This is a genomic window from Candidatus Nitrospira nitrificans (genome assembly GCF_001458775.1).
Lineage (GTDB): Bacteria > Nitrospirota > Nitrospiria > Nitrospirales > Nitrospiraceae > Nitrospira_D > Nitrospira_D nitrificans.
Genome location: NZ_CZPZ01000033.1, coordinates 102155 through 126495, shown reverse-complemented (window position 1 = coordinate 126495; position 24341 = coordinate 102155). Strand labels below are relative to the sequence as shown.

General features: G+C 57.2%; 23 protein-coding genes and 1 riboswitch. All 23 genes read left to right on the top strand.

The annotated features are described in order from the left end of the window. Positions 1–5 precede the first annotated feature (5 nt). The 23 genes from COMA2_RS17095 to COMA2_RS16985 all read left to right on the top strand — a co-directional run bounded on the left by COMA2_RS17095 (position 6) and on the right by COMA2_RS16985 (position 24275). Entirely contained in the window at positions 6–770 is a 765-nt protein-coding gene (locus COMA2_RS17095) for a carbon-nitrogen hydrolase family protein (RefSeq protein ID WP_245631080.1), read from the top strand. 135 nt (positions 771–905) lie between these two features. Next, a riboswitch (cobalamin riboswitch) is annotated at positions 906–1077 on the top strand. A gap of 24 nt (positions 1078–1101) precedes the next feature. Beyond that, complete coding sequence (locus COMA2_RS17090; RefSeq protein ID WP_090901196.1) at positions 1102–3126, top strand: TonB-dependent receptor plug domain-containing protein; 2025 nt, start codon at positions 1102–1104, stop codon at positions 3124–3126. Positions 3127–3132: 6 nt separating this feature from the next. Beyond that, positions 3133–4533, top strand: coding sequence for a cobyrinic acid a,c-diamide synthase CobB (locus COMA2_RS17085; protein ID WP_090901193.1), 1401 nt, complete (start codon positions 3133–3135; stop codon positions 4531–4533). Continuing rightward, on the top strand, positions 4530–5129 hold the full coding sequence (gene cobO / locus COMA2_RS17080; RefSeq protein ID WP_090901190.1) for a cob(I)yrinic acid a,c-diamide adenosyltransferase: 600 nt from the start codon (positions 4530–4532) through the stop codon (positions 5127–5129). Before COMA2_RS17085 ends, cobO begins: the two co-directional genes overlap by 4 nt. Next, positions 5126–5341: a cysteine-rich CWC family protein gene (locus COMA2_RS21430; protein WP_175304689.1), complete on the top strand. Its 216-nt coding sequence runs from the start codon at positions 5126–5128 to the stop codon at positions 5339–5341. The genes cobO and COMA2_RS21430 overlap by 4 nt, the downstream gene beginning before the upstream one ends. 8 nt (positions 5342–5349) lie before the next feature. Next, complete coding sequence (locus COMA2_RS17070; RefSeq protein ID WP_139077455.1) at positions 5350–5781, top strand: hypothetical protein; 432 nt, start codon at positions 5350–5352, stop codon at positions 5779–5781. 85 nt (positions 5782–5866) lie between these two features. Then, complete coding sequence (gene bluB, locus COMA2_RS17065) at positions 5867–6682, top strand: 5,6-dimethylbenzimidazole synthase (RefSeq protein WP_090901181.1); 816 nt, start codon at positions 5867–5869, stop codon at positions 6680–6682. After that, complete coding sequence (locus COMA2_RS17060) at positions 6633–7229, top strand: cob(I)yrinic acid a,c-diamide adenosyltransferase (RefSeq protein ID WP_175304688.1); 597 nt, start codon at positions 6633–6635, stop codon at positions 7227–7229. Before bluB ends, COMA2_RS17060 begins: the two co-directional genes overlap by 50 nt. Beyond that, positions 7207–7767, top strand: coding sequence for a bifunctional adenosylcobinamide kinase/adenosylcobinamide-phosphate guanylyltransferase (cobU, locus tag COMA2_RS17055; protein WP_090901174.1), 561 nt, complete (start codon positions 7207–7209; stop codon positions 7765–7767). Before COMA2_RS17060 ends, cobU begins: the two co-directional genes overlap by 23 nt. A 14-nt stretch (positions 7768–7781) precedes the next feature. Further along, positions 7782–8837, top strand: coding sequence for a nicotinate-nucleotide--dimethylbenzimidazole phosphoribosyltransferase (gene cobT, locus COMA2_RS17050; protein WP_407919022.1), 1056 nt, complete (start codon positions 7782–7784; stop codon positions 8835–8837). Positions 8838–8847: 10 nt separating this feature from the next. Continuing rightward, positions 8848–9720, top strand: coding sequence for an adenosylcobinamide-GDP ribazoletransferase (locus COMA2_RS17045; RefSeq protein ID WP_175304687.1), 873 nt, complete (start codon positions 8848–8850; stop codon positions 9718–9720). Continuing rightward, positions 9717–10673, top strand: coding sequence for an adenosylcobinamide-phosphate synthase CbiB (gene cbiB, locus COMA2_RS17040; RefSeq protein ID WP_090901164.1), 957 nt, complete (start codon positions 9717–9719; stop codon positions 10671–10673). Before COMA2_RS17045 ends, cbiB begins: the two co-directional genes overlap by 4 nt. Continuing rightward, positions 10661–11773 carry a threonine-phosphate decarboxylase CobD gene (cobD, locus tag COMA2_RS17035; RefSeq protein ID WP_090901161.1) on the top strand — a complete coding sequence of 371 codons (1113 nt, stop codon included), beginning with the start codon at positions 10661–10663 and terminating at the stop codon, positions 11771–11773. The genes cbiB and cobD overlap by 13 nt, the downstream gene beginning before the upstream one ends. Then, positions 11773–12498, top strand: coding sequence for an adenosylcobinamide amidohydrolase (locus tag COMA2_RS17030; protein ID WP_090901158.1), 726 nt, complete (start codon positions 11773–11775; stop codon positions 12496–12498). Before cobD ends, COMA2_RS17030 begins: the two co-directional genes overlap by 1 nt. Next, on the top strand, positions 12495–14024 hold the full coding sequence (locus tag COMA2_RS17025) for a cobyric acid synthase (RefSeq protein ID WP_090901155.1): 1530 nt from the start codon (positions 12495–12497) through the stop codon (positions 14022–14024). The genes COMA2_RS17030 and COMA2_RS17025 overlap by 4 nt, the downstream gene beginning before the upstream one ends. A gap of 494 nt (positions 14025–14518) precedes the next feature. Then, entirely contained in the window at positions 14519–14881 is a 363-nt protein-coding gene (locus COMA2_RS17020; RefSeq protein WP_090901152.1) for a response regulator, read from the top strand. Between the two features lie 31 nt (positions 14882–14912). Continuing rightward, positions 14913–15443, top strand: coding sequence for a chemotaxis protein CheW (locus COMA2_RS17015; protein WP_090901149.1), 531 nt, complete (start codon positions 14913–14915; stop codon positions 15441–15443). 48 nt (positions 15444–15491) lie between these two features. Then, positions 15492–17381 (top strand): HAMP domain-containing methyl-accepting chemotaxis protein, encoded by a 1890-nt coding sequence (locus tag COMA2_RS17010; protein WP_090901146.1) that lies wholly within the window; start codon positions 15492–15494, stop codon positions 17379–17381. A gap of 53 nt (positions 17382–17434) precedes the next feature. Continuing rightward, complete coding sequence (locus tag COMA2_RS17005) at positions 17435–20791, top strand: hybrid sensor histidine kinase/response regulator (RefSeq protein WP_090901143.1); 3357 nt, start codon at positions 17435–17437, stop codon at positions 20789–20791. An 88-nt stretch (positions 20792–20879) separates the two neighbouring features. Continuing rightward, positions 20880–21392: a chemotaxis protein CheW gene (locus COMA2_RS17000; RefSeq protein WP_090901141.1), complete on the top strand. Its 513-nt coding sequence runs from the start codon at positions 20880–20882 to the stop codon at positions 21390–21392. After that, positions 21386–21832 carry a chemotaxis protein CheW gene (locus tag COMA2_RS16995; RefSeq protein ID WP_090901138.1) on the top strand — a complete coding sequence of 149 codons (447 nt, stop codon included), beginning with the start codon at positions 21386–21388 and terminating at the stop codon, positions 21830–21832. Before COMA2_RS17000 ends, COMA2_RS16995 begins: the two co-directional genes overlap by 7 nt. 37 nt (positions 21833–21869) lie before the next feature. After that, the gene (locus COMA2_RS16990) at positions 21870–23261 is read left to right on the top strand and encodes a response regulator (RefSeq protein WP_090901135.1); all 1392 of its coding nucleotides are present in this window, start codon (positions 21870–21872) and stop codon (positions 23259–23261) included. 45 nt (positions 23262–23306) lie between these two features. Next, the gene (locus tag COMA2_RS16985) at positions 23307–24275 is read left to right on the top strand and encodes a hypothetical protein (RefSeq protein ID WP_090901132.1); all 969 of its coding nucleotides are present in this window, start codon (positions 23307–23309) and stop codon (positions 24273–24275) included. Positions 24276–24341: the final 66 nt, after the last annotated feature.

Below are 24341 nucleotides of genomic sequence, written 5' to 3'. Positions count from 1 at the left end.
TGGGAATGAACACAATTGCGTTGCTGCATCTTGAGACGGTTCCCGGCGCGATCGAGCGCAACCGCTTTATCATTGTCGAGGCCATCAAACATGCGGCCTCGATCGGAGCGGAGTGGATCGTCACGCCGGAGTTGGCGGTCTGTGGACTCCAGTTCGCGCAGCTCATCGGCACGGATTGGATTCAACCGCAGCCTGATCCATGGATGCAGCAGGTCCGCACCTTGGTGAGAGCGTTGAAGCGGACCGTCTTTCTTTCGTGCCCCGAGCGGGATGGCTCTCGGCTCTATAATACGGTGTTTGTCATCGGTCCGACGGGTGAGATCTTGGGGAAACATCGCAAGATCAATGTGGCGAGCGATTCCCTGTCGTGGTCAAGTCCCGGCGATACGGCCGCTCCGATCGAGTGTGACGGTGTCAAGGTGGGTGTGCTGGTGTGCGCCGATGTCTATACGTCGAATATTGCTCGGGCCATGAAGTTTGAAGGCGCGCAGATGTTCGTCTCGCCGGCCTCGTGGGGACCCGGTCCACACGGTCCGAATGGGGAATGGGAGCAACGGACCCACGAAACAGGTCTCCCCTTGATTGTCTGTAACCGAACCGGCGCGGAAAAGACCTTGGACTTCTGGAACGCGCCGAGCCTGGTCGTGAAGAATGGAATGCGGGTGCTCACGCATACGTCCAATCGATCTGCCGTCTTGACGTTCAATTGGGATTTCGACCGCATGGCGCCGCGTTCTTCTCTATATTCCATCGACTACATTCGGCATTAATCCGGCATGCTGCAGGGATGTTCGATGGACGTGTGAGCAAGGAGATTCAAGCGGGATAATTCGATGCGAGCAGGATGAGTACGCACCGCTCTCCTGCCCAAGCGGTTTGGTGCGGAACAATCATTGGGGAGGGATTCGTTAGGTCATACCGTCAGCGACGGGGAAGATGGTGCAAATCCATCACGGTGCCGCCACTGTAAGCGGGGAGTGACTCTGCAGAATGCCACTGTGTGCCTCGGCACATGGGAAGGCGCGGAGAAGCTGTGATCCGCAAGTCAGGAGACCCAACTGCCGGGACGATAGACACCCTTCGAGTCAAAGGGAGGTTTTCATGTCGCGGTTCTCATTTCGTGGTGTTCCGTGTGCGTGTGCCGTCATTCTCTCGATCGCTTTTCTTGCCCATCCCGTATCGGCTCAAGAAGTCGCCATGGCCGACAAGCCTGACCTTGAGGCTCCCGACGTCATCGTCAGCGCAACCAAGACGGAACTGCCCGCCAAGCAAGTCACCAGCGCGGTGGAAGTGATTACCGGCGAAGAGATGCAACAGCGGAAGGTCAAAACGGTGGCGGAGGCCCTTCGCTGGGCGCAGGGTCTGGCCGTCTTCCAAAGCGGAGGTCTTGGCACGACCGTTGATGTGCGGATGCGCGGAGGCACACCGGAACAGACACTCGTCTTGATCGATGGGGCGATCGTCAACAGCGCCACCATCGGCATTTATGATTTTGCCAATCTCACGTCCGACAATATCGAGCGGATTGAAATCTTGCGAGGCAGCCAGAGCATGCTCTGGGGATCGGATGCGATGGGCGGCGTGATCAATATCACGACGAAACGTGGACGAGAGAAACCCAACATCTCCGGCTTTGTCGAGTATGGATCGTTCAACACGATTCGAGAAGGAGGCAGCCTGGCCGGCAAAAAGGGTCCGATTGATTTTTCAGGATCGATCACGCGTTTGGATACGGCCGGATTTTCAGCCATCAACTATCGGCGCGGCGCGGCCGAGCGTGACGGCTACCACAACTGGCAGGGGTCGGTTCGGCTGGGAGCGGATCTGCCGAAGGACGGTCGGCTCGAATTTAGCTTCCGCTGGCTCGACGGCATCGTGAATTTTGATGGATTTGCGTTTAATTCTCTCACCTTCGCGTCAAATCCGGCCGACGTCTTCGGCGCGCGATCCAGAAGCACCCACTATGTCTTCGCAGGAAACTATGCTCAGCCGATTACCGACTGGTGGTCACACAAACTGACCTTGTCGCGGGCGACTGAACATCTTGCGAGCGACGGCGGCGCGGTTGAACGTAATCTTGTGACCGGAACCACGGGACCGATCGGTTCCCCGTTCAGGTCTCAAATCGAAACGACCAGTAACAGGATCGAATGGCAGCACAATATTCAAGTCGGCAAACCCCTCAAGTTGACCGCAGGGTATCAGTTTCGAGAACAGAGGGGAGACAATCGTGATCTCATCACAAACACGACGGTATTCGAGAACAGATCCGTCAGCAGCCATGCCGGGTTTGGAGAGGCCCAGTTGAATCTGTGGGACCGAGTGTTTGGAACGGCAGGGGTCCGCCAGGATGAGTACAATGTATTCGGAAGCGCAACGACCTATCGAGTGACCGGGGGATATCTGGTCAAGGAAACCGGGACGAAGTTGCGAGGCAGCTATGCGACCGGTTTTCGCGCCCCCACGATCAACCAGCTGTTTTTCCCTGGATTCGGCAACCCAAATCTGAAGCCTGAAAAAAGCCAAGCGCTGGATGTGGCGATCGAACAGGCATTGCCGAATGATCGAGGCAGCATCAGCGTCGGCTACTTTTGGACGCGGTACCGCAACTTGATCTTGTCGATCTTCGACCCAGGCGTTTGTACGGCTCCCGGCTCGTTTGGGTTTTGCGCGCAGAACGTCGGGTTGGCCAAAGCGGAAGGTGTGGAAGTGAGCACGAAGCTGAAACTCTATCGTGACGGCCCTTGGATGAAGAATTTGGACCTGCTCATCCAGTATACGTACGCCGCGACGCGGGATGTCAGTAGCGGATCGGATGCACGTCTTCCCAAGTGGCCGCTCCATCAAATTTCGACGGTCCTCAGCTATCAGCCCGTCGAAAGTGTGCAGGCCAATCTGGAGGGACGCTATGTCGGGGAACGGTTCGGCAATGTGGGGAACGGCAATCCGACTCCGTCGTTCGTGGTCTGGAATCTGTCCGCGAGCTATGACGTGACGAAGTCCGTGCAGGCCTATCTCCGGTTGGACAACATCTTCAACGAGAAATACGAAGAGACCCTGTTTTTCGGCACACCGATTCGGTCGATTTTCGGAGGGGTGCGGATCAATTACGATCTGCCGCTCTAACGTCGCATGAAACAGTATCCACGATTGGTCATTGCAGGCACATCAAGCGGCGTCGGAAAAACGACGGCGACGTTGGCGATTCTGGCGGCCTTGCGCGAGCAAGGCCGCCTGGTCCAGCCGTTCAAAGCGGGGCCGGACTTTATCGATCCAAGTCATCATCGGGCGGCCACAGGCCGCCTCTCTCGAAATCTTGACGGGTGGATGCTCGGGCCGGAGCGTAATCGTTCGATCTTCGCCCGCGCCGCGGCCGATGCGGATATCTCCATGATCGAAGGGATGATGGGGCTGTTTGACGGCAGCTCTCCGGTGAACGAGATCGGCAGCACGGCGGAATTGGCGAAGCAATTGAATGCCCCGGTGCTGCTCGTCGTCGATGGAAGCGCCATGGCCCGTTCCGCCGCCGCGATGGTGGCGGGCTATGCGCGTTTCGATCCTGCCCTACGCGTGGCAGGGGTCTTGTTCAATCGGGTCGGGAGCGACGGCCATTACCAGCTGTTGAAAGCGGCCGTGGAACGAGAGACGGAAGTGATCCCTGTCGGGTACTTGCGTCCGGACGTTGCCCTGACCATTCCGGATCGGCATCTTGGGCTGGTCATGGCCATGGAACAAGGCGATGGTCGGCTCTATCATCGCTTGGCGAAGGCCGCGCTGGAGACGATCGATCTGGATCGTATCGAAACCCTTGCCCATTCGACTGGCACGTTGCCGGAAGCCCTGTCTCCACCGGTGATCAAGAGTCAGGGGCGTACGGTTCGAATCGGAGTGGCGCAGGATCAGGCGTTTTGTTTTTACTATCCGGACAATCTTGAGTCGCTGGAAGCGGCGGGCGCCGAACTAATCACCTTTTCTCCGTTGAGGGATGTTACCTTGCCGGACGTCGAGATGCTCTATCTTGGCGGCGGATATCCGGAAGTGTATGGCGCAACGTTGGCCGAGAACCGCGCTATGCGCGCAGCCGTCAGGCGATTTGCCGAACGAGGCGGCGTGATCTACGCGGAATGTGGCGGATTGATGTATCTCACGGAGTCCATCCGCGATTTCGACGGACGTCCGCATGAAATGGTCGGCATCTTTCCGGCCCAAGCGGTCATGCGGAAACCCGGCCTCACGTTGGGATACCGAACAGTGGAATGTTCACGGCGCTGCATCCTGGGTGAAGTCGGCGTCACGGCGCGAGGCCATGAGTTTCACTATTCCACGCTGGTTGCGAAGGGACCGCTGCAGTATGCCTGCGCATCGAGGGATGCGGAAGGATTTTTGAAGGGACAGGATGGACTCATGAAGGAAAACGTACTGGCGCTCTACACCCATTTGCATTTTGCCGGCCGACCACAAGTCGGGACAGCGCTGGTGGAGGCTGCTCGTCAGTCAACCGTTCGGATGGCCAGAGGTAAGGGTTCATCATGACGAATCAAGTCGAACATCAAGCGAGAATGGCACGGCTTAAGGCGTCGGTTGATCGGCGTATCGAGGAGGCGCAACAGGAGAAAGGCCTTTTGATCGTCTATACCGGCGCCGGCAAAGGAAAGACGACCGCCGCGTTTGGGATGGTGTTGCGCTGCATCGGGCATGGCTGGAAGGTCGCGGTCGTGCAATTCATCAAAGGTGCCATCGACACGGCGGAAGAGCGCGCGCTGAAATCTTTCGGCGATCGAGTGGTCTTCCTCCGGATGGGAGAAGGCTATACCTGGGAAACTCAAGATCGCGCGCGAGACATCCAGTTCGCGCAACAGGCGTGGAACACGGCTTGTGAATTCCTGCGCGATGCGTCCTATGCCATGGTCGTCCTCGACGAATTCAATATCGCGCTGCAGTGCGACTATGTCCGCCTTGAAGAGGTATTACCGGCGCTTCGCGACCGTCCCACGATGCAACATGTGGTGATCACCGGTCGAGGAGGACCGGCGGCCCTTCTGGAAGAGGCCGATCTGGTGACGGAGATGAAGCAAGTGAAGCATCCCTTCCGAAAAGGCATCAAGGCGCAACCAGGAGTGGAATTTTGAGAGGACCGATCCGGAAGACTTGCGAGCGCTGCGGCCACGTGTTCGAGTGTGGCGGATACCAGTGTTGGTGCGGAAAAGTCGGCATTACCGAGCCGCAGATGGATTGGATTGCGGCGCGGTATCAGGATTGTCTCTGTTCTCATTGTTTGGAAAAGATCGCAACCGGTGAGCTGGGACCTCAACTCCCGCAGGCTGATCAGCGTATTCCCTAGGGCATCATATGATTACACTTTCAGCTCGAGTGCAGATCGTACTGGGTATCACGCTTGCCACGCTCATGGCGGCGACACGAGGTCGCCATTTCGGCGCGCTCGAATATGTGCCCACCGCCTCATGGGCCGTGTTCTTTTTGGCGGGCATTTATCTCTGCTCTCGTTGGATCTATACGGCGTTCCTGGCGGAAGCGGCACTGCTGGACTTTGCGGCCATTACTTGGGGAGGAGTCGGTAGTTTCTGCGTCAGTCCCGCCTATGGTTTCTTGTTGCCGGCCTATGGCATGTTGTGGGAACCGGCCGGTTCGAGCAGACGAGCCTGGCACAGTTCACGTCACGTTTCGTTGTTTTATACCGGTATTGGCTGTGTCGTTCATGCGTTCTTCAGCCTGGCCGGCGCGTTGACGGCGCAAAGACACCGATCGACGACGTCCGTCTAGGCGAGTAGTGAATTTTGGCTGATTGAGCGAAAACCCATACCTACAGACCGACTCTGGGTCGGTCGAATGTCGAAAGAAGAAGGGCATGCGCCGGAAGACCAGTATCGTCAGAGCCGCACGATCCTCTCGTGATAAAAAGCTTTCGGAGATCGGTCGCGATCGAGAGCGTGACGGTCATCACCAGGCGTTTTCCACGGTCGAGCGCACCGCCGTCTATCGGGCGATCTTTGAGCGCCGTGATGTGCGCCGGAATTTTCTGGCGACGCCGATTTCGGATGCGGTGATGATGAGGCTGCTGACGGCGGCGCACCATGCGGGATCGGTGGGATTCATGCAGCCGTGGGATTTCGTGGTCATCCGCAATCGCGCGACGAAGCGCGCGGTGAAGGATCTCTTCGTCGAGGCGAACACCGCGGCGTCTGCCCGGTATGCAGGCGCCAAGGGGGCGTTGTACCGGCAGCTGAAGCTGGAAGGCATCGAAGAAGCGCCGATCAATCTCTGCATCACCTGCAGCCGGCGGCGCGGGGGGGCGAATGTGCTCGGTCGTTCCACGGTCCGCGCGACGGACTTGTACAGCACCTGTTGCGCGGTTCAGAATCTCTGGTTGGCCGCCAGAGCCGAAGGCATCGGCGTCGGGTGGGTCAGCATTTTGGATCACGAGAAGCTGAAGCGGGTCATCGGCGTGCCTCAATCGGTGACGGTCCTCGCCTATCTTTGCATCGGCTATGTATCCAAGTTTGAAGAGCAGCCGGATTTGCAAGCAGCCGGATGGCGGAGCCGGATTCCAATCGACCAGTTGATTCACCAGGAGGCATGGGGAAATCGGATCCAAGTCAAGAGAGGGGATGGGGATGCGCATCACCAAGGTCTATACAAGAACGGGCGACGCGGGAAAAACTAGACTGGCCGGCGGACAGCAGGTCTGGAAAGACAGCCTGCGGGTCGACGCCTACGGCACGATCGATGAGTTGAATGCGTCGATCGGTGTCGCGCGGGTGCTGAATGCCGATGCCGTCGACGAGCATAGGGCGGCGGCGCAGCTCGAAACTGAGTTGCGGTGGGTGCAGAACAAGTTGTTCGATGTGGGCAGCATCCTGGCGACGGCACCGGGACAAACATTCAACAATATGCCGCAGGTCTCCGCCAAGGATGTCACACGTGTGGAAAAGATGATTGACCGGTGTCAAAAAGATTTGGAGCCGCTGAAGGAATTCATCCTGCCGGGAGGGGGGAAAGTTTCCGGATTTTTGCATCAGGCAAGGACGGTCTGTCGCCGAGCCGAACGGCTGTGTGTGGCCCTCTCCAAAACGGAGCCGGTCGATTCGACGATCATCAAGTTCGTCAATCGGCTCAGCGATGCTCTGTTTGTATTGGCCCGTTGGGTCGCCAAGACGCAGGGCGAGCCGGAATTCTTATGGGAACGCGATGTCGCCGAGAAAGCCGAGTAAAGGCCAGCCGACGCGACGAGCCACAAGCCGCATCATTCTTGTGCTTGGCGGGGCGTCGTCCGGAAAAAGCGAGGCGGCGCTCAAATTGGCCGGCTCACGAGGGCCGCGCGCATTCGTCGCCACAGGGCAGGGATTGGATGATGAAATGGCCGCACGAATCGCCCGGCACCAGGCCACACGTTCGGCGGATTGGGAGACCGTTGAAGAGCCGCTCGATCCGGAGGCGTGGTTTGCCGCGCAGGGGCCTCGATATCGGACGATTCTCTTCGATTGTGTCACCTTGTGGTTGAGCAATTTGGTCGGAACCGGCCTCGACGAATCGGTCGTTCTCGCCAGAGCTGAGACGCTGGTGCGGAGAATGCGGGCCACGGCGGCGAGGGTGGTCATCGTCAGCAACGAGTTGGGCTTCGGGCTGGTTCCGGCTGAGCCTGCGACCCGCGCGTTTCGCGATCTTGCCGGACGGATGAACCAGCAGATTGCCGCCGGAGCGGACGAAGTTCATCTGGTGGTCAGTGGGATATCGCTTCGCTTGAAGTAACCAACAGAGGAGTCATCATGGTGATACAGGACGTGTGTCGTGGAATTCAGCCGCTCAATCAAGATGTGCGGGCGAAAGCAAAAACATGGCTGGATCGCCTAACCAAACCGCTCGGCAGCCTCGGGCGTTTGGAGGAATTGGCTGCCTCCTACGTCACCATGACCGGCGAGCTGAAACCGAATGTGCCGCGAGGCATGGTCTTTACCTTCGCGGCCGATCATGGGGTGGCCCTCGAAGGAGTGAGCGCCTATCCGCGAGAGGTTACCTTTCAGATGGTGCTGAACTTTCTACGGGGTGGCGCCGGGGTGAACGTGTTGGCGCGACATGCCGGCGTGGCCGTGCGGGTGGTGGATATCGGTGTGGACTGCGAATTTGGAACCGTGGCCGGCCTTCTCGATCGCAAAATCATGAAAGGCACAGGCAATATTTTCTCCGAGCCGGCCATGACACGTGATCAGGCAGAACGAGCCGTAACCGTCGGCATGGAATTGGCGGCGGACGCTGTGCGAGAGGGCATCGGATTGATCGGCACCGGCGAGATGGGGATCGGTAATACCACACCCAGCGCCGCCATTACGGCGGTGATGACGGGGCGGCCTGCGGCGGACGTTACCGGACGGGGAACGGGCATCGACGAGTCGGGCCGCGCGCGCAAAGTGGCGGTGATCGAGCAGGCGCTTGCGTTACATCATCCTGACCCGGCTGATCCGCTTGCTGTGCTCGCCAAGGTGGGTGGGCTGGAAATCGGCGGACTGGCTGGTTTGATGCTTGGTGCGGCGGAGGCTCGGATTCCGGTCGTATTGGACGGCTTTATCGCCGGCGCGGCGGCGCTGATTGCCGTCGGGCTTCAGCCGCTGTGCCGCGAGTATCTCATCGCCTCCCATCGTTCGGCCGAGCAGGGCCATCGTGTCATCCTGGACTATCTGAGACTGAAACCACTGTTGGATCTCGACTTGCGTCTTGGCGAGGGCACCGGGGCCTGTTTGGGAATGGATCTGGTCTGTGCCGCGATCAAGATCTACACGGAGATGGCGACCTTCGACGAAGCAGGAGTCTCCAGTAAGGCGTGAGAGGTACAATGTGAAAGACGGCGAATCAGATCCTGGTGCAGCGAACGTGACGGCCGGTCTTCCATCGACCTCCGGCCATCCGGCGAACCGTCCGCTCGGCGATGGCGTTTCACGTGTCACCTGTCACCTGTGTGGATCTTTCATTATCGCTTGGCATTTTTTGACCACGATCCCCTTGAGCCGGGCTCATCACGAGCCGACCGCGCCCGAGCTGGCTGCATCGATGGCGTGGTATCCGGTCGTCGGCTTGCTGATCGGTGGGGGGCTCAGCGCGGTTGATTTCGGATTGACCACGATGTTCTCGACGGTCGTCGTGAATGTGCTGCTGATCGTGCTGTTGGTATTGTTCACGCGCGGGCTTCATCAAGACGGGTTGGCCGACACATTGGATGGGTTGGCCGGAGGTCGGACGCCGGCTGAACGGCTTTCGATCATGCGCGATCCTCGTATCGGCGCGATCGGCGCCACAGGGCTTTTTCTCTCGCTGATTCTTCGGTATGCCGGACTCATGGCGCTGCCGGCTGAGTTACGGTTTCCTGCCGTGCTCTGCATGCCGGCGGTGGGGCGCTGGGCGATGGTCACGCTCGCTTGGATTTCACCCTATGCCAGATCAGAAGGGGGACTGGCGGCGCCGTTCCTCACCCATCTCTCGTGGCGGCACGCGGCCATATCCACGGGGGTCTTGACGATGGCTCTGGCAGGAGGGTTTGGGGCGGTCGGCGCATGCCTGATCCTTCTCGCCGGGGCTCTGATCGTGCTCGTCGGCTGGTGGGCTTGCCGTAGCTGGTTCGGTGGGATCACCGGGGATACGCTTGGTGCTGTGAATGAAGCGATGGAAATTCTCTTCCTCATACTCGTTCCACTCCTGCTTCGATTGCCATGACCGGCGGCGAATTCCTTCTCGCCGCCGCGCTTGATGGGGTATGTGGCGATCCCCGCTGGTTGCCGCATCCTGTCCGCATGATGGGCCGGTGCATTGCGTGGCTCGATCATCGAGTCCGAAAGGTTTGTCGAAGTCGTGCCGGCCTTCGCATGGCAGGGGTCTGTTTGGCCGGGGGATTGCCGATTACGACCTACTGTCTCGGCGTGATCATGATTGAAGAGGTCGAACGTGTTGCGTGGTGGATGGGATCGGCGCTGTCGATCGCATTGGCTTCGACAACTCTTGCGGCGCGGGACCTGTGGGACCATGTCCGCGCGGTGGATGATGCGCTCCAAGCCGGCGATCTGCCCGCTGCCCGCGGCGCTGTGGCGATGATCGTGGGGCGGGACACGGCGGAGCTTTCCGAATCGGAGGTGGCCCGCGCGACGGTGGAAACGGTCGCGGAAAGCGCGGCGGACGGCGTGATTGCGCCGTTGTTGTATCTGGCGATCGGAGGGGTTCCATTGGCCTTGGCATACAAGGCCGTCAATACATTGGATTCCATGATCGGTCATCGGGATGAACGCTATGCCGATCTTGGGTGGGCGTCGGCTCGGCTTGATGATCTGGCAAACTGGATTCCGGCCCGGTTGTCGGCCGTATTGCTTCTCCTTGGCGCAGGGCTCGTCACCCGACAACTCGAGCGGATTCGCAACGGATGGCGCGTGCTTGCGCGAGATGGACGTCTCCATCCCAGTCCCAATAGCGGCAGGCCTGAAGCGGCGATGGCCGGGATCTTGGGAGTACGGTTGGGCGGCACGAACTTTTATGATGGAATCGCGCAAGACCGTCCTGTGCTCGGCGCGGAGGGACGGAGCGCAGCACCCAAAGACATTCGGTTGGCAGCCACGATCATGGTGGCTGCTTCGGCGCTGGGGGTGTGTTTGGCGTTGGGGAGTCGATGGCTCGTCTGAACGGAAGAGGGCATGGTGGTGATATCTACGCTGCGGCACGAGAATTGGGCCGTGATTCCACCGAAATTTGTGATTTCAGCGCCAGCATCAATCCACTGGGACCCTCTCCGCATGTGTGGCGAGCCATCGCGAGGTCCAAACATCTCTTAAGCCACTATCCTGACCCTGATTGCTGGGATCTTCGGCAAGCGTTGGCCGCGTTCTGGCAGATCGATCCGGAACAGATCGTGGTGGGCAATGGTTCCACGGAGTTGATCGACGCGCTTCCTCGCGCATTGGGAATTCATCGGCTGCTGGTCGTCCAACCCACTTTTTCTGAATATACGGCGGCAATGGTGCGGGCGAAGAAACAGGCCGCTTCCCTGTGCGCAGACCGACGGGACCAGTATGCCATCCCGATCGACCGGCTTTGTCATGTGATGAAAACCGGACGAAGCGACGGCCGCTTGATCGATGGAATCGTGCTCTGTCATCCCAACAGCCCGACCGGACAAGCCTGCTCTGCCGATGACATCGCCCGTTTAGCCACGGCGGCTCGGCAAAAAGGTCTTTGGTTGGTGATCGACGAAGCCTTTGCGGATTACTGTCCGGATCGGTCTGTCTTGCCGCATGCGGCGTCCTGGCCCCATGTGGTTATCTTGCGCAGCATGACCAAATTCTATGCTTTGCCGGGACTGCGAGTAGGCTATGCAGTGGCAACCCGCATCACCGCGCGACGGCTACAACGGCAGCTGCCGCCCTGGTCGGTGAGCGCCATGGGGCAGGTTGCCGCGCTCGCTGCGGTGAACGATGCGCCGCATGCGCGCAAGAGTTTGCGATTCATGGCGCGAGAGCGTGAACGGTTGAGAGCGTTGCTGACGGCCTTACCCGGCTGCGTCGTGATGCCGACATACGCGAATTATTTCCTGGTGGAATTGCCTCGCGGCTGGCATGCGAGTGACATGACCGAACGATTACGAAGCCGAGGCCTGTTGATTCGTGATTGTTCGTCCGTGCTTGGCGCGAACTCACGTTCGATCCGACTTGCCGTGCGTTCCGTTCAAGACAATGACCGGATCGTGCAGGCCATCGCTCGCCAGCTCCATCGAGGCGTCTTGTGATGAAGGGCGCTTCCACACGAGTCCGCACCAGCCACCGAGTAATTGAGCAGACACTGGTCATCGATCTTGGAGGTCGGAGACGGGTGCTTTCCTCTGCGCCACAAGGGGGAGGGCTTACGCTGGCTTCCTGTGTCCTCAATCACCAGGTCGAGGCACATTCCTCGGCGATCGGGGGTCTGCCTAAACGTTTCACTGATCCCGCCCGTTTCTTGCGAAAGGTGGCTTTCCGACTCGGCATCCGCGCACGCACCGTCGGACTCATGACGGCTGTCCCGATGACACAGTTGGTGGTGGCGAGAGCTGCTTGGGATGGGATCTGGGTGGAGTGTTTTGCGACGGTTGGCGTGACGAATGCCGTTCGGGCTGGAGAATGGCCGTCTCAACGGTCCCATCGCGACAGACCGGGCAAGCCCGGCACGATCAATCTCATTCTCATCACCAACGGGAGTCTCTCCCATGCCGCGATGGTTGGTGTCGTGCAAGTTGCCACGGAGGCCAAGACCGGCGTCTTGCACGATCATGCGGTGCCGAGTTGCAGTGGCATGGCGGCCACCGGAACCGGCACGGATGCGGTCGTGATCGCTTGTCGGCTACAGGGACAGGGTCCGTCGCACATCTACGGCGGAACCCATACGGTGATCGGAGCGCTTGTTGGGCGGGCAGTGACCAATTGCATGACTCGTGGTTTAGCGAAAGCGAAGGCTTGGCGGGAGTCGCGTCAATGACGGCGCGGGCGATTGCTGTTCTTGGAACGGGATCGGACGTAGGAAAAAGTTTGATCGCGGCCGGGATTTGCCGATCGCTTCACCGCACAGGTGTTCGCGTGGCCCCATTCAAAGCTCAAAATATGTCTCTGAATTCATTCGTCACGCCGGATGGGCATGAGATCGGACGGGCGCAAGCGCTGCAAGCCGAGGCCTGCGGACTCTCTCCACATGTCGATATGAATCCGATCCTCCTCAAACCGGAATCCGATAGATGTTCCCAGGTCGTGATCCTCGGCAAGGTGTTCGCGAAGCAAGAAGCTTCGGCATACTGTGATGGGCGATCAAGACTCTGGTCGGTCGTGCAAGACAGCTATGCGCGGCTATCGAAACAGTACGACATGATGGTGATTGAGGGGGCGGGCAGTGCCGCCGAGGTCAATCTCCGAAAATGGGATCTGGTGAATTGGCCGGTCGTGGAATATGCCAATGCTCAGGTTCTGCTCGTTGCCGATATCGATCGAGGTGGCGTCTTTGCTCAAGTGATTGGAACATTAGACTTGCTGGAGCCGGACGAACGCGCCAGGGTCTGCGGCGTCGTCATCAATAAATTCAGGGGCGATCCCACATTGTTTGCCGATGGGGTGCGCTTCTTGGAGTCTCGGACTGGGATTCCTGTATTGGGCATTGTGCCCTTTCTTCGTGATCTGAGGCTGGACCAAGAAGATAGTCTGGACCTAGGCAGGCAGCACTTGACGAGTTTTGCGCCTGACCGTATCAACATTGCCGTTATTCTGTTGCCCTACATGAGCAACTTTACCGATTTCAACGTATTGGCTGCGGAAAAAGACGTGGCCTTGAAGTACGTCGGCACACCAAGCGCACTTGTCGATGCCGACTGTGTGATCATTCCCGGAAGTAAGAATACGGTGGCCGATTTATCCTACCTGAAAGAAAGAGGGTTTATGGCGTTGCTTGATAATCATCTACGGAGTCGGCGCGAGCTGATCGGTATTTGCGGTGGTTACCAGATGCTTGGTCGGCGGATTGCTGATCCTGATTGCGTTGAAGAGGGCGGAAGCGGTTGCGGTTTGGGCTACTTGGATACGGAGACAGTACTCGGGAAAAAGAAATATACCGCACAGATAGAGGCCTACCCCACGGACTTCTTTCCGGCCGGTCAGGGCTTGGTGCGCGGGTATCAGATTCATATGGGCGTCACGCGACGCGTGAACGAACGTCCCTGCTTTAGAGTTCGCCGTCATTCCGCCCGGAAAGCGGACGCCCCCCATTCGATGGCTACGCACACAGATGAGTTCGATGGAGCGATTCGGCACGACGGACTTGTGTGGGGGACGTACATTCATGGAGTGTTTGATGAGCCTGGTTTTCGTCGTTCCTGGCTCAATCGTGCTCGCCTGAAGAAAGGGCTTCCACCTCTTGATATTCACACATCAATGTCAGTCACTGTTCATTTGCGGGATGAACTTGATCGGTGGGCGGATCATCTGTCCAGGAACATCAATCTGTCTTGTCTTCTCCGATGACATCACCTCTCCGGTGTTCGCCACGTTCCATCCCGATACCGCTGCTCGCCTTCGTATCGCCCTCCACTACACCCAACGAGGATGTTGATATTCAACGTTTTCTTGCCAATCAACTACAAGTCGCTACACTCCAGGGGAACGGTGCCAATCAGTCTTGAAGGATAGGGGAGCGCCGTCACAGATCGTAGGGCTGGTTGTGTGCCGGAATCTTCGGAAATGTGTCCTATGCCACGGCCGAAGAATCTGACGATGCGACAGGGTTCATTGCGGTATTCATACCGGGGACACATGGGTCTTCAAGACTGACGATCGGGTCACATTTGCATATCCAGATTATCGAATGGAAGACGCCGAACCTGACGACGTTGAGGCGAAGGTGCTTCGCGCATGCTCGTTCCTTCTCGCTTCCCAGGATAGCGATACACGAAACCGGCGGTCATGACGACGCGTTGAGAACAGCATGAAACGTTCTTGAAAGAGAGAGGAAATGGTGTATGAGCAAAATCATGGTTGTCGATGACTCGTACGCGGAACTGCAATTGATCGAGTCGTATCTGAAGACTGCCCAACATACCGTTGTCTCGTTCTCCAGCGCCGATGGATTGGAGGATAAGATTGTTTCTGAAAAACCGGACCTGATCGTCTTGGATGTGGTGATGCCGGGTCGAAATGGATTTCAGGCATGCAGGGATCTGAAAAGCGATGCTCGCTTCAAGAACATTCCGATCGTGCTCTGCACCTCCAAAGGGCAGGAAAGCGACAAGTTCTGGGGGCAGCAACAGGGGGCGAACGGACATGTGGTGAAACCCTTCAAATCAGAGGAGCTTCTGCATGCCGTGAAGCACGCACTGAGCTGAGAGAGCCGATACTGCGCGGGGGCGTGACAGAATGATTCCCATAGACGAATTGCCTCGACTGCATTCCGATTCAGTCCCGGGACAGGCGAAATCCACCGAATCATTGCGGGTGTGTCTCGTCGCATTGGGAGATGAAACGTTCGCCATTGATGTCCGTCAGGTCCGTGAGGTCTTCGAACCCAAGTCGATCACGCCTGTGCCGGGAATGCCTGCGGCGCTGGTCGGTGTCACCAATCTACGAGGCACCATCATTCCCCTTACCGATTTGAGAAACGCATTAGGCATATCCGCATCCGTCATGCCGAAATACGCGGTGGTGATTCGTCAGGGCATGCAACAGGTCGGCATCCTGGTCCAAGAAGTTCCTGAAATTCGCACCATTCAGTCGGATGATTTGGTGGCTCCCTCGACTCGCACGGCGGCTGAAAGGCGTCCCATGATTTCTGCGTTCTTCAAAACCGAGAACAAACTGAGCGCGATATTAGAATTGTCTCGACTATTGGCCTCCATAGAGGGAACGGCCGATGACCAGAGGTCACACCATCATGGTAAGGAACGATGATGCCGACAAAGGTCCGTCCTATCTTGAGTCGTGAGCAGGAGGAGCGTCATGTCGAACTCTAGAAAGACATGGAAATGGTCGCCTCGTACATGGTTTAAAAACCTAAAGGCCCTGCACAAGATCCTTATCGGGTTTTTCGTCATCCTTGTCGGCATGATGGCCATTGGTCTGATCGGTTTGTTGGGCCTCCGCCAGCTGCAGGGCCAGCTGAGCTCCATTTATGACGATTCAACAGTGGGAGTTTCTCATGTCGCGGTGAGCAGCACCAACCTCAGTTTGTATCACAATGCGTTATTGAGCGTTGCGGACCAAAGACAAAAGAGTGATTTTGACGAGGCCATCATTCCACTCGCTGAATTGAAGAGGCGAACGCTGACGCCGCTTGAGATGTATCGCCCGTCCGCAACACACGAGACGGTGGATGGACGTCGCGACGGACAAGAGTTGGATGTCCTCCTATTTACGTTGAAAGAATACTTTGCGTCGGCTGAAAGCACAGTGGGAGCATTGAACGATAGCTTTGACTCCTCGCTCACGGATGAGCAAAGACAGTCGATGAGGGAACTGGCCGCTACCCTGTTGTCGACTGAGGTCTCATTGTGGCACGGCCGGTCGATATGGCGCTTCCAATGGCTGGCGCAGCTCATTCGAGACTTGGCCGGCGAATTAAACGATACGGGGCAGAGCCTGGCCGTCCACCTGACGAAAGTCATGCTCGGCGCGGCGGCCTCGGCACTCCTCATAGCCGTTGCGATCGGATATTTCCTCGCCCGCAGCATCGTGAAAGACATCATCCATGTCGCCGACGTTGCGACACAGGCTGCAGCGGGCAATTTGCAGGCGCGCGCCAGTCTGGAGAGCGAGGATGAAGTCGGACATATGGCCAAGGCGTTCAACATCATGTTGGATCGGATCACGGCACTGGTCTCGACAGAGGAAGAGCGGGACAGGATGCAAAAGCAACTCGTGCAATTCCTCGTATTGGTCTCGGATGTCGGGAAAGGAGATTTGACCAAGCGCGGTGAAGTGACGGCCGATATGTTTGGAAATTTGGCGGACGGATTCAATCTCATGATTCAGCGTTTTTCACAGTTGATGAAACAAGTGCGCCAGGCAGCCGAACGTGTCAATAGCTCGGCGGGCAAGTTGCGGGACAATGCGGGCCAGATGGCCGGAACAGCCAGACATCAAGCGGATGAATCCATCAAGGCGCTCGGCGCGGTTGAACAGCTGGCGTCATCGATGCGCCAAGTGTCGGAGACCGCGGGAGCCTCGTCTGAAGCGGCCCGCCAAGTGCTCAAGGCCACTGAAGCCGGCCGGCTCGCGGTGCAAGAAACCGTTCACGATATGCAGCGCATTCAATTGGCGGTCCAACGGATGTCCAAGCAGGTCAAAGCGCTCGGCGACCGCTCATTGGAAATTTCACAAATCGTCTCGACTATTCGGGATATCGCCAATCAGACAAATTTGCTAGCCCTCAATGCTGCGATCGAGGCCGCCGGTGCCGGCGAGGCGGGAGCGCGCTTTGGGGTCGTCGCCGATCAAGTGCGGAAGCTTGCGGAAAGCTCGACACAGGCAACACGCGAGATCGCGGAGCTGGTGAAAGTCATTCAGAGCGAAACGCAACATGCGGTCGTCGCCATGGAACATGAAACTCAGGCGGTCGAAGCCGGGTCGGCTTCGGCCTTGCGAACAGGCGATGTGTTCAAGGACATTTCGACGATTGCGCAACGGTCGGCGGAACTTGCGCAAAGCATTGCGGCGGCGGCAGCTGAGCAAACGGCGTCAACCGATCAAGTCGGTCGTTCGATCAAGGACTTTACCGGAGGTGCCGTGGCAACGCAAAAGGCCACCGACTCGGCTCGCGCGACGGTAGAAGATATGGTGACCTTGGCTGAAGGTCTGACGACGTCAGTGTCGCAGTTTAAGCTGACCTGAGACTCTCCCTCATCCGCTGAGTGAGGAAAGCCTTCTGGTGTAACGAGGGACCGATGAGTTCGGAGTTCGACCGGCAGAACCTCATCAGCATCTTTGTACTCGAAGCCTCGGATGGGTTGGATGCCCTGACTAAAGCCTTGCATCCTCCCGATGGAAGAGTTCCTGGTCCTCAGGAACTAACAGACCAATACATTACCGCCCACCGTATTTGCGGCGCTGCCGCCCTATACGGCTTCAGTGGAGTGGCTCAGCTCGCTGAACATCTGGAAACACTCCTTGAGCAGGTGACGCCGACTCCGATGGCTCACTGGGATCACGCCGTAGACTCGATGAGAAATATTACGCACAGTCTTCATGGAATCGTTCGAGTCATCGGGCAAGGGGGCGTTGAGGATGTAGAAGCCGTAGCCCGCTGTTGGGCTTCGATCACACAACGAGAAAAAGGAATAACCTGCGGGCCGGCGCCCATCTTCTCCGAGTCGATAGCCGATGAGACCTACGTGCTTCCCGAACTCGATGCCGAAATCCTCTCTTACTTCATCCCTGAAGCGGGAGAGTATCTCGACACCATAGACAGGTTGATTCTTACGCTTCGAGCCAAGCCGGATGCAGACGACTCGATTCATCGGCTCTTTCGCGCGGCGCATACCTTGAAGGGGTCAGCCTACACCGTGGGATACCAAGTCATTGGAGATGTCGCTCGTCCAATGGAAGATTGCCTGGTCGAGGTTCATGAAAACCGCCTTCCTCTCAGCCCTGACATTCTTGATTCGCTGGCGAAGGCAGCCGAATTGATCCGGCTCATTCTCCGACATGAGCCAGCGAGCCTGCCGAAACTCCAGCACGACCTGCCGCTTCTTCTCAATCGTTTCACCCGGATGTCCGCAGGTACCGCTGCCCCATCTCCACCGACGACTCTCTCCGACGATACGCGCGCGCCTAGCTCTCATTCCGTCCAGAACGATCCCATCGTTACCATGGAAGAGCCGACCGCCGGCTTATCCGCTCGGTATGTGATTCCGGATTTGGATCCGGAAATCCTTTCCTACTTTATCCCTGAGGCACAAGAGTATCTGGAGCTATTGGAAGCTAATCTCTTACGATTGGACAAGGATCCGTACAATAGGGAACTGATCGATCATCTGTTCAGAAGCGCACATACCTTGAAGGGATCCGCCTATACCGTCGGGTTTCGATCAATCGGCGACCTCGTCCATCATGTCGAAGACTTCATGGGAGCGGTGCGAGACGGTCGTCTCCACGTGATGCCGGGGCATACCGATCTCATACTTCGCGCCATCGATGTCGTGCGAGTGCTCATGCGCAGAGATCTCACGAAGGTCGATGACACGAGGCATCGCTTTGATGCGGCGCGAACCGAACTGCGACGATTGGATCAGGAAAACACAAACGAGACGGCGGCGGCACGTCCGTCTGATGACAGCGCTGGTCCGGCGACGGCCAGACAGTCCGGAAGAGACGAGTCTCCTCGGGATGATGAGGGCGTTCCGAACGAGAAATCAGCAGATGAACGTGAGGTCATCCGTGTCAGTTATGTGCGGCTCGAGCGACTGATGAACCTCGTAGGAGAACTCGTCATCGGACGAGGCCGGTTGGAACAACGGCTGCGAGTCTTGGAGCAACTGTCACAGCAGGTCTTAACATTCAAGAGTCGCTTGGTGGACTCGATCCGCTCCTTTTCAGACAAACACACCTTTACCTATCAGGAAGTACCGAGTGTTTCGACCACGCTTGCGGGTCAAGGCCTTCCCGCGTTCGGCGATTTCGGCAACCTCGAGCTGGACAAATACGATGATTTCAATGTTTTGGCTCGGCGTATCGGGGAAGTCACCGCTGATATCACCGAATCGATGTCGCAGCTGGACGGATCCATTCAAAAAGCCCATGACGAGATGAGTCAACTGCAACAGTTGACTCTGGTGATGCGAGACGAAATCGCCCATGCCCGCATGGTTCCCATCGGTACGGCATTCACCAGGTTTCGTCGAGCGGTCAGAGAAACCGCCAGAGCATCCAACAAGGAGGTATCGTTGGTCACATCAGGCGAGCAGACCGAAGTGGATACCGGAATCGTGGAACGACTGGCGGATCCATTGGTGCATTTGGTCAGGAACGCTGTGTATCACGGTATCGAGCCTGTGGCAGATCGGATCGCGAAGGGTAAACCGGCCCTCGGAACTGTCTACCTCCATGCGGCTCATCGTGGGAACTCGGTCATCATCGAGGTGGAAGATGATGGAGCAGGATTGGATTTGGGAAAAATCCGAGCCAAAGCCGGCAAGATGGGATCAGCCCAATTGCGTCAGATCCAAGCCATGTCGGATAGGGACGTCCGGCAATTGATTTTCATGCCCGGCTTTTCCACAGCTGACAAGGTGGGGGATCAAGCGGGTCGAGGCGTAGGATTGGATGTAGTTAAACGAGTAGTTGAAGGCATGAACGGGCATATCGAGGTGGAATCTGAACCCGGCAGGGGCACCAAATTTACCTTGAATCTCCCTCTCACTCTCCTGATCGCCACAGCGTTGCTCGTGCGAGTCGGCACCGAAAAATATGCGATTCCGCTCTTGAGCATACAGGAAGTCACGGTGCCGACACCTTCCTCGGTGCGCGAGGAGGGGCATCGTACACTCTTACAGATCAACGAACACATCATTGAATTACACTCCCTCCATCATATCCTCCGTCGAGAGCCAGGGCGCGTCGATTGGACCATGCCGGTAGTAATCGTTCGGACAGCCGGAGCTCCGGTGGGATTAGCGGTCGATGAAGTGTTGGGCCGCCAAGAAATCGTCATTAAGCCGCTTGGACCATTGAAGGTGTTGGAGCATTCGTGTTTTGGAGGCGCGACCATTGATCCGGAAGGACGAGTCGTTCTTGTCGTCGATCCAAACCGGTTGATGCCGAGAGAGCTGAAGGAGTCAGTTGCACAGACTCTCCTTTTCAAAGCCACGTCTCTGCAGGAAGAGTCCGCACCACAAGAGCCACCATCGAATAAGCCGGAAGAGGCGCGCCTACTTTTAATAGACGATTCATTGAGCATTCGAAAGTTCGTCGGAAGGATGTTGGAGGAAGCCGGATATCCGTTTGATACGGCAGTCGATGGAGAAGATGGACTTCGCAAGGCATCGACGACCAAGTATCGAATGATCCTCACCGACCTTGAAATGCCGAAGCTCAATGGATTCGAAGTGATTCAAGCGCTGAGGAGTCGTCCGGAAACTCGACAAACGCCGGTGGTCGTCATGACGACCAGGGCACGAGACAAGCATCGACAGATGGCGATCAACCTTGGCGCTAATTCCTACATCGCTAAGCCGGTCGAAGAACGGATGTTGTTGCAGGAGGTGGCACGATGGCTTGGAAAGGCTTCAACGCTGCGCAGGTAACCTTGCGGAAATATTCGTATCAATTGACGAAATGAGGCTTGTTACAGAGAATGAATAAAACGGTTTTGGCTTGGGTGCACGAGAACCGATGGCAGGAATTTCATCGTTAGCTGTTCCGGCACGATTTCTGATCGTGACATTGGGCGGACGGTATCTGGCGTTGGATGCCGAGTCGATAGCGGGGGTTTGCACGCTGGAAGAGGCCGGCTATGGTGACGATCCCACGATTCACGGCATGGTGTACAGAACGATCAATCTGGCTGATCGTTTGCGCATATCGAATAGTCAAGATGCGGCGGATTCACGCATCGTGCTGCTTGCTGAACGAGGCGCGCGTGGGAGCATTCGAGTCACCACGATACAGGGGTTGCTCGAACTCCATCGCTCTCAAGTCCTGCCGATTCCTCCGCAGTTCCGTGGACCGGAACGACACTGGTATCGAGGCATGATCTTATTCGAAAAAAGCATCGCTGTGGCGCTTGATACAACGTGGGTTCTCGATAAGCAGGTATCGAACGTGGAAGGTAGTGAGGGACAAGGAAGCATCGCTCGACCCAGAGCGACCCCGCAGGTCTCAGTGAGCGATGGCCGGGCATGTTGAGGACCGCTCAAACGCATCAGCGGGAGACGAAGTGTCGATCATGTCAACTGTTGGTGTTTTCCGTGGGAGGAAGGCGGCTAGCGGTGAGGAGCTTGGATGTATCGAGCATTGTCCAGTGGGCTGAGCCTATTCCGGTCGCCGCACAAACTCCCTTTATCACATCAGTCATTCGTCAGGAGCAGACTGTGTTGCCGGTATTTGATTTGGCCGTCTCCCTTCATCTGACCGTGCAAGGAAACAGTCCCTTATGGTTGAGGGTCAAGCATCCCTTCGGTGAAATGGCGATATGCATTGATGACGAGATTCCCGTTCTTCATGCGTTGGACTCTGCCACGATTCAGCCATACCACGGCAAGGATTTGCCGGCCGACGGCAGTTATACCACCGGCCTGGATGAGATCCCGATTCTCTCAGTATCACAACTCGGGTTGTCTGGGTGATGATTTCTCCTGTGTCGGGTGAAGGAAAGGTGTAGGCATGCCGAAGATTTTAGTAGCCGATGACAGCATCGCAGTGCGTAAAGTGGCTGAACGGCTATTGACGGAGGCCGGCCTCGGCGTCACGCTTGCGGCAAACGGGGAGGAAGCGTTGGCGTATTTAGCCAAGGAACGGCCGGATGTTGTTGTGTCCGACGTCATTATGCCGGATAAGAGTGGATACGAAGTATGCGCATTTGTTCGTGGGAACGTAACCCTCGCTTCGACGCCCGTACTCCTCATCTCTGGAATCGTGAACCATGAAGTGATCAAACAGGCGGAGTCCTGCCGCGCAGATGGGGTATTGAAGAAGCCCTTTCAAGGGACGTCCCTCAAGGATCGAGTCCTCGAGCTCATAGCGAAAGGGCAGGGAGCAGCACCGGGCGCCGTCGCCGGGCATGTCTCCGTTTCTCAGGCCTCCGTCGGTGAACCAACGATACAGATGGCGGACCGACAGCAACAAGGGCTACATCAGGAGGTCCGCATACCCAAAGAGGTTGAAGACGAATTACGGATGGAACGGACTCGCTCCGAAGAGCTCACCAAACGGCTGTCCGAGTCCCTGGAGCAGATTGCCAGAGCCAAGACAAGCGAAGTGGAGTTGGTAGCCGAGCGCGCACGTGCCAACGATCTTCAGGAAACGCTCGCCAAGGTCGAGCAACAAGTCGCAAGAATCCCCGAGCTCGAAGCGGCACTGAAGGTGGAACGGACTCGCTCCGAAGAGCTCACCAAACGGCTGTCCGAGTCCTTGGAGCAGGTTGCCAGAGCCAAGACAAGCGAAGTGGAGTTGGTAGCCGAGCGCGCACGTGCCAACGATCTTCAGGAAACGCTCGCCAAGGTCGAGCAACAAGTCGCAAGAATCCCCGAGCTCGAAGCGGCACTGAAGGCGGAACAGGATGCGGTCGGTGTCTTCAAACAAGAGGTGGTGCACTGGCAAAAAGCTTCCGATCGAGTTGCAGAACTGGAGTCTGCCTTGCATGCGGAACGGACGGCGGCAGAGCAACTCGTGCAACAACTGACGGAATTGGAACAAATATCGACCAGGACACGAGAGATGGAGGCAGGACTCGCGAATGCGGAACAACAGACCGCCGAACTTCACCAAAAACTCCAGGGGCTCGAAGCTGAGCTATCGACCGAACGGCGGAAAGGGGAAGAGGCAGCAGGACATCTTCAAGAATTGGAGCGAGTGGCGATAAAGATTCCTGAAATCGAGGGACTGCTGGCCGCAGAACGAGATCGAAACGGGATGCTCACTCGGCGAGTAGCCGACGCCGAACAAGCGGCCGAGAGCGCCACGAAACGGCTTGAGGAAATGGCGCACAAGTTAGGGGAAATAGCGAGCTTGGCCTCTCAACTTGGAAATGGAAGGGGACAATCCGGATCCACGTAATCGGGGTCGGTGAATGATCGTATTTTTGATAAAAGGCCAAAGTCAATGTCCGTTGACACCGAAGACGCGTTCCAGAAAGAACTAGTTGAACTGTTCGTTCAAGAGGCACAGGAATGGCTTCAACAAATTCACGTCGCCCTTGATGAACTCCAGCAATCTCCGGCCCTCGAACGCCATCGCGCCTTGGCTCAGACGATCACGGTAGGTATCACGAACCTCGGTGGGTCTGCGGCCACACTCAATCTGAGCGATGTCGAGCGAGCCAGTTTCTCAGCCCTTCCTTTTGTGGAAGCCGTTCAAGATCCCTCCGCGGAGATCTCCACTGATGACTTCATCGCGTTGTGCAAACAGCTGGGGCATATTCATGGAGCTCTGACGCGGGCAACGGGTGTGACTTTTGAGGAAGAGGAAGTCCCGGCGTCCACCGAAAATCAGCCGACGATGATCGCGACAAAGGAGTTTGTGGCATTACTTCGCGGGCTCCAAAATCAAGGCACGGCGTCCAAGGCCTTCCATCGCAATTTGGTTCAGATGATGATGGCCCAGGCGGAAGGACTGATGGGGCGCGGGATGGAACAATGCAATGTCTCGTCCATCCAGGAGTTTCTTGACCGATCTGCAGACGGAGAGCACGGCTTTCTCGAAGTTGTTCGACAAGAACTTCCGATTCTGACGTCCGTTTTTCGGACCCTCAAGACCGGGGGCGACGCCCTAACTGGAATGTCCTCCGACTTGCAGAATACCGTCGAACGTGTCGCACAACTGTGGTCTGCAGCTCAGCAGGTCAATGCCTCACACGCGATGGTATTTTTCATGGGGCTGCATAGCTTTCTTACTATTGTGATTCAGCAACGTGTGGTCGTGGGGACTACACGCTATGACGCGATCCAATCACGTCTGCACCAGAGCGTGAAAGGGATTGAGGAATGGGTGGAAAACGGACGGACGGAGCGCATGGCGATACAACGCGTTTTGATGCATGGAACGCACGCCACCCGTACAACCTCGTTCTGACTCGGCTACCGACATGAGAATGACTTCCTACTGCCGCTTGCCGATGCGGCTGTCACGGCGAGTTAA